The sequence below is a fragment of the uncultured Thermomonas sp. genome, assembly GCF_937872235.1.
Classification (GTDB): domain Bacteria; phylum Pseudomonadota; class Gammaproteobacteria; order Xanthomonadales; family Xanthomonadaceae; genus Thermomonas; species Thermomonas beijingensis.
The window spans coordinates 1-6,341 of sequence record NZ_CALMPC010000026.1 but is presented as its reverse complement, the minus strand read 5'-3'; the positions used below and the strand labels follow the sequence as shown (position 1 = coordinate 6,341).

The window sequence follows — 6,341 nt, the reverse complement described above, 5'->3', positions numbered from 1 at the left end:
TGTGGTGGCCGAGGTCGTGCGCTTTTTGCAGGCACCGGGGCAGGGTGTGCGGCAGGCCGAGGCCGGGCCCGTGCATGCCACCACGGTGGGCGACCTGGCCCGCCAGATTGAAGCGTTCAAGGACGTGCGCAGGACGCTGGTCACCGAGCGGGTGGGCACCGGACTGGTGCGGGCGCTGTATGCCACCTACGTCAGCTTCCTGCCGCCGGAGGCTTTCAGCTACGGGGTGCCGAAGTACGGGGATGCGCGCGGCGTGTTCGTGGAAATGCTGAAAACGCCGGATTGCGGGCAGTTTTCCTTCTTCACCGCGCACCCTGGCATCACCCGCGGTGGTCACTACCACCACACCAAGACAGAGAAGTTCCTGATCATCAAGGGCCGAGCCCGCTACCGCTTCCGTCACCTGCTGACCGACGAGACTTTCGAAGTGGTCAGCCACGGCGACGAGCCGCTGGTGGTGGAAACCATCCCCGGCTGGGCGCACGACATCACCAACATCGGCGACGACGAGCTGGTGGTGATGCTCTGGGCCAATGAAGTCTTCGACCGGCAGAAGCCGGATACCGTGGCAAGCCAGGTATGACGGCCGGCCAGCCTCGGGGGTTTTGATTTCGTTTGTTGCGTTTATTGCGATTGTTTGAGACGCTGTTTGCCCCCCACAGTCCCCGCAGGTCCTGATCATGAACGCCGTCCTCCGTGAACTTCCACCGGTCCTGCCCACCCGGCAGGATGCCGAGCTGGCTCGCACCAGCAGCCGGCTGCTGGCGGCATGCATTGGCCAAGGCCCCACCGCGCGCGTGCGGGTGGTCGACGGCGATGGCGAGATCGAGGTGCCGGTAGCCGCCTTGCGCATGTTGGTGGACATCCTGGCCAACATGGCGGAGGGCAATGCCATCAGCTTGGTGCCGATCCACGCGGAGCTGACCACCCAGCAGGCGGCTGACTTCCTGGGTGTTTCACGGCCGTATCTGGTGGGGGTGTTGGAACAGGGCGAGATCCCGCACCACAAGGTGGGCACCCATCGCCGCATCTTCTTCCGCGACCTGATGGACTATCGCCGTACTCGCATGGCGCAGAGCCAGGCTGCGCTGGAAGCTTTGACGGAGCAGGCGCAGAAGCTCGGGATGGGGTACTGACGGGTGTCGTCCAGTTTTGTGGCTGTGTTCGATGCTTGCGTACTGTATCCGGCGCCACTCCGTGATCTGTTGATGCATCTGTCGCTGACGGGGTTGTTCCGTGCCCGCTGGACCGCTCGAATTCACCAGGAATGGATCGAGGCAGTGTTGCGGAACCGACCCGACCTGACCCGCGAGCAATTGGATTGGACGCGCGCTCAGATGGACAGGGCTGTTCCGGACTGTCTGGTTTCCGATTACGAGGGCATTGAGGCCACCCTGTCGCTGCCAGACCCGCATGACCACCATGTGCTGGCGGCAGCCATCAAATGCGGGGCGGGTGCCATCGTCACCTATAACCTGCGGGACTTTCCGGATGAAGTGCTGGCCCCATTCGGGTTACACGCCCAGCATCCGGACGAATTCATCGAGCACGCATTTGATCTTGACCCGGTGGCAGTCTGCAATGCCGTGCGTAACCTTCGGACCACCCTGCGGAATCCGCCCAGGCCTGCAGCGGCGCTGCTTGATACCTGGCAGGAACTCGGCCTTGCCAGCACCGTGGTCGCACTGCGGCCATATGGCGAAACCCTTTGAACCACTTGACGGATGAAGTTGGGTATTCCTGCATGAACACGCGCAAGTTGAAAGTCGCCACCATCGTCGGCACCCGCCCTGAAATCATCCGCCTCTCGCGGGTGCTGGCCGCACTGGACGCCCATTGCGACCACGTGCTGGTGCACACCGGCCAGAACTACGACTACGAACTCAACGGCATCTTCTTCGAGGATCTGGGTATCCGGAAGCCCGATGTCTTCCTGGAAGCGGCGGGTGCCACCGGTGCGGAAACCATCGGCAAGGTGATCATCGCCGCCGATGCGGCGCTGGCGCAGATCCAGCCAGACGCAGTGCTGGTGTTGGGCGATACCAACAGCTGCCTGGCGGTGATCCCGGCCAAGCGCCGCAAGATCCCGACCTTCCATATGGAAGCCGGCAACCGCTGCTTCGACATGCGCGTGCCGGAGGAGATCAATCGCCGCATCGTGGACCACACCGCGGACATCAACCTGACCTACAGCGATATCGCCCGTGAATACCTGCTGGCGGAAGGCCTGCCGGCGGATCGGATCATCAAGACCGGCAGCCCGATGTGCGAGGTGCTGGCGCACTATGCGCCGAAGATCGCCGCGTCCGACGTGCACGCACGCTTGCAGTTGCAGCCGCGAGGCTATTTCGTGGTCAGTGCGCATCGCGAGGAAAACATCGAGTCGGAGCGCAATTTCCTCGGGCTGGTCGAAGTGTTGAACGCCGTTGCGGCGAAATACGGATTGCCGATCATCGTCTCAACCCATCCGCGTACGCGCAAGCGCATCGATGCGCTGGGCGTGCAACTTGATCCCTTGGTGCAATTATTGAAGCCACTGGGCTTCAGCGACTACGTGCGGCTGCAACAGGACGCAAAGGCGGTGTTGTCCGACAGCGGCACCATCAACGAAGAGGCCTCCATCCTCAACTTCCGCGCCCTCAACCTGCGCGATGCGCACGAGCGTCCGGAAGGCATGGAGGAAGCGGCGGTGATGATGGTCGGCATGCACCCGGAGCGGGTGATGCAGGGCTTGGCGGTGCTGGAGTCCCAGCCCACCGGTAGCGAGCGCTTGCTGCGCCAGGTGGCGGATTATTCGATGCCGAACGTTTCGGAAAAGGTCGTCCGGATCATCCACAGCTACGTGGACTACGTGAACCGGGTGGTCTGGAAGCGGTACTGATGCGCCTGTTGCTGGTCACCGATACCTATCCGCCTGCACGGATCTCCGGTGCATTGCAGATGCGTGATCTGGCACAGGCACTGGCGGCGCAGGGGCATCGCCCGTTGGTGCTGACGCCCGCATTGGATGGCGTGGAACGGCTGGAAAGCGAAGGCGATGTGCAGGTGCTGCGGGTGCGCGCACCGCGGACGAAAGACGTGCCGTACTGGCGCCGGACGCTGGCCGAACTGGTGCTGCCCTGGATCTTGCTGCGCGGGTTACGGCGCAGTGCGCTGCGCGATGACCATTGGGACGGCGTGGTCTGGTATTCACCCACGATTTTCCTGGGGCCGCTGGCCCGTGCCGTGAAGCGGCAACACGCCTGTCGCGGCTACCTGATCGTTCGCGACCTGTTCCCGGACTGGGCGGTGGATGCGGGGGTGATGCGCAAGGGGGCGCTGCCCTATCGCTTCTTCAAATGGATCGAGCGGTTCCAGTACCGGCAGGCGGACGTGATCGGCGTGCAGACGCCTTCCAACGCCGCGCTGGTGGCAAACGATGCCCCGGCTGGAACGCGGATCGAAGTGCTGCACAACTGGTTGTCTGCTCCTGCCCGCCCAGCGCCAGACGCCTGCCCGCCGCTGGGCGTATTGGACGGTCGCATCAATTTTGTCTACGCGGGCAACATGGGTGTGGCGCAGGACATGGATGGGTTCGTCACGCTGGCCAAGCGCATGCGGGATCGGGACGATGTCGGGTTCGTGTTTGTCGGCCGCGGAAGTGAGGCGGTACGTCTCAAGGATGAAGCGAAGGGCCAGCCCAATCTGCTGGTCATGGATGAAATCGATCCCAGCGTTTTGCCCGCGCTGTTGGCGAAGTGCCATGTGGGTATCGTGGCTCTCCACCCCGCACACGGTACCCATAACATTCCCGGGAAGCTGTTGACCTACCTCCACGCAGGTCTGCCTGTGTTGGCTCGGGTCAATCCCAACAACGATCTTGTTGCGCTGGTTGAAGGTGAAGAGGTAGGGCTGGTGGTCCCTGGCGATAATCCCGCACTATTGCATGCCCACGCGATCAGGCTTGTCGATGAAATTGGGTTGCGCTCGGCAATGGCGCGCGCCGGTATTGACCTTGCTGCACGCATGTTCTCGCCGGAAAGCGCAGTCGATCAGCTGGTGCGGGCGCTGGAATGAGTGGTGTTGTGGATCTCTCGCTGGTTGAGCGCTTTCGCGAGCCCAACACCTCTTGCTTTTCACCCGGGCATGTTGAAGCGTTGTTTGGCTTGCGCACGCAGGATCTGGCAGAGCGCGCCCTGTGCACCGCAATACGCCCAACGCCCGCCCACAAGCGCCGCAGCTCCAGAAATGCCGGCAGGTCACCGCAGTGCCATGCATTGTCGCGACAATGCGCTTGCATGACAATCATCTGGCGCACCATCGGAGATCCCCCATGTCCCCCACGCGAAGCAGAGTCCACCCTGACCAACCGTTACCAGACCAAGGTGTCGGAAACCGTGCGCGTCGGGCACTGCGGTTGGGCAAGCGCGACCGCATCGCGCCGCGGCGCTGGTCATCCACGGCTGGACAGTACTTGCCACCCGCTGTTCCTGGCGCAGTTGGAAGCATTGGCGGCTGAGGTGGAGACGCCGCGACACAAAGACCCCGTGGGATATGCAAGAAAGAATGCCAGCAAATCGCCTGCGGACGTGGAGCGTCATGTTTCTTTGGCACATGCTTTCGAGGAGACAAAATGAAGATTCTGGTCACCGGCACCGCCGGTTTCATCGGCTCGCACGTGGCGCAGGTGTTGCTGGCGCGCGGGGATGACGTCATCGGCTTCGACAGCCTCAATGACTATTACGATGTCAGCTTGAAGCAGGCGCGCTTGGCGCGCTTCATGCAGCATCCGAACTACACCCATGTGCAGGCCGATCTGGCCGACCGTGCTGCGGTGGAACAGACGTTTGCGACGCACAAGCCTGATCGCGTGATCAATCTCGCCGCGCAGGCGGGGGTGCGTTACGCGGCGGAGAACCCGCATGTGTACGTGCAGAGCAACGTCACCGGCTTCCTGCACATCCTCGAGGGCTGCCGGCATCACGATATCGAGCATCTGGTGTATGCCTCCACCAGTTCGGTGTATGGGGCGAATACGGCGATGCCGTTTTCCGAGCACGGCTCGGCCGAGCATCCGCTGACCCTGTACGCGGCCACCAAGAAGGCCAACGAACAGATGGCGCACAGCTATGCGCATTTGTACGGCATTCCATCCACGGGGCTGCGCTTTTTTACCGTGTATGGCCCGTGGGGCCGACCGGACATGGCGTTGTTTTTGTTCACCAAAGCCATTCTGGATGGCCAGCCAATCCGGGTGTTCAATCACGGCCGCCACAAGCGCAGTTTCACCTATGTGGATGACATCGTGGAAGGCGTGGTGCGCACGCTGGACCGCGTGCCGGGCAAGGATCCGGCATGGTCAGGGGCGCACCCGGATCCGGCCACCAGCGGCGTGGCCCCGTACCGCCTCTACAACATCGGAAACGAGCAGCCGGTGGAGCTGCTGCGCTATATCGAAGTGTTGGAGCAGTGCCTTGGCAAAAAGGCGCAAATGGAGCTGCTGCCATTGCAGCCCGGCGACGTGCCCGACACCGAGGCCGATGTGTCCGACCTGATTGCCAATGTGGGCTATCGCCCGGTGGTGCCAGTGGAGCAGGGCGTGGCCAATTTCGTGGCCTGGTATCGGGATTATCATCAAGTTTGATGGCGCATGAATTCGCCGGTATTTCCAGCAAAGGAATGACCATGGACGATGCCTGCATGCTTGATTGGCTGACGGCGGCGCTTCGCGGTGATGTCCGATTGTCGGCACTTGCGGCGATTGCGCCGGATCAACTGATTGTGTTCGCCAAGGATCAAGGAGTGTTGCCGCTGCTGGAATCACAGTTACGCGCAACCGGGCACTTTGCCAGCATCCCCCTATCGTTGCAGCAGGCATTGATTCCACATGTGCGCGAGGCCGTGGTGCAGGACTTGTTCCGCACCGGTGAGATGCGCAAGCTGGCTCCTGCATTGCAGGTCGCGGGTATTCGTGCATTGTTGTTGAAGGGCAATGCGGTAGCGCAGTGGTTGTATCCGGAGTCCTATTTGCGGCCCAGTTCGGATATTGACTTGCTGTTACCCGATCGCACCGACGCAGAACGTGCTGCGTGTGCAGCGCAGCCACTGGGCTATGCGCTTGCCTTTCATCCCGCCAGCAGCAACTTCGAAATGGTCGCGCGACGCGTGGTTGATGGCGTGAGCCACAGCGAGCTGGATTTACATTGCCGGCTGTTGAACTCGGCTGCGTACGCAGACATTTTTTCGTTTGATGAGTTATGGCAGGAATCCATCGCGTTGCCGGCACTGGGCGAGGGTTTGCGCGGTTTGTCGCCGCGCCACGCGCTGGCGCATGCTTGCTTGAATCGTGCGTTGGACATGCA

The 6,341-nt window shown here is 62.1% G+C and carries 7 protein-coding genes and 1 pseudogene; all 8 read left to right on the top strand.

The features are described from left to right. Positions 1 to 583, top strand: a pseudogene (locus QWB57_RS02580) (hypothetical protein); the annotation flags it as partial. A 319-nt stretch (positions 584 to 902) separates the two neighbouring features. Further along, positions 903 to 1,136, top strand: a complete 234-nt coding sequence (locus tag QWB57_RS02575) for an excisionase family DNA-binding protein (protein ID WP_288968217.1) — start codon at positions 903 to 905, stop codon at positions 1,134 to 1,136. A gap of 3 nt (positions 1,137 to 1,139) precedes the next feature. After that, entirely contained in the window at positions 1,140 to 1,712 is a 573-nt protein-coding gene (locus QWB57_RS02570) for a PIN domain-containing protein (RefSeq protein WP_288968216.1), read from the top strand. 32 nt (positions 1,713 to 1,744) lie between these two features. Then, positions 1,745 to 2,881, top strand: coding sequence for a UDP-N-acetylglucosamine 2-epimerase (non-hydrolyzing) (wecB, locus tag QWB57_RS02565; RefSeq protein ID WP_288968214.1), 1,137 nt, complete (start codon positions 1,745 to 1,747; stop codon positions 2,879 to 2,881). Next, entirely contained in the window at positions 2,881 to 4,056 is a 1,176-nt protein-coding gene (locus tag QWB57_RS02560; RefSeq protein ID WP_288968212.1) for a glycosyltransferase family 4 protein, read from the top strand. Before wecB ends, QWB57_RS02560 begins: the two co-directional genes overlap by 1 nt. 221 nt (positions 4,057 to 4,277) lie before the next feature. After that, positions 4,278 to 4,616 (top strand): hypothetical protein, encoded by a 339-nt coding sequence (locus QWB57_RS02555; RefSeq protein WP_288968211.1) that lies wholly within the window; start codon positions 4,278 to 4,280, stop codon positions 4,614 to 4,616. Then, positions 4,613 to 5,623, top strand: coding sequence for an NAD-dependent epimerase (locus QWB57_RS02550; protein WP_288968210.1), 1,011 nt, complete (start codon positions 4,613 to 4,615; stop codon positions 5,621 to 5,623). The genes QWB57_RS02555 and QWB57_RS02550 overlap by 4 nt, the downstream gene beginning before the upstream one ends. Further along, on the top strand, positions 5,623 to 6,341 hold a 719-nt coding region (locus tag QWB57_RS02545; protein WP_288968208.1), incomplete at its 3' end, for a nucleotidyltransferase family protein. The genes QWB57_RS02550 and QWB57_RS02545, both read left to right, overlap by 1 nt.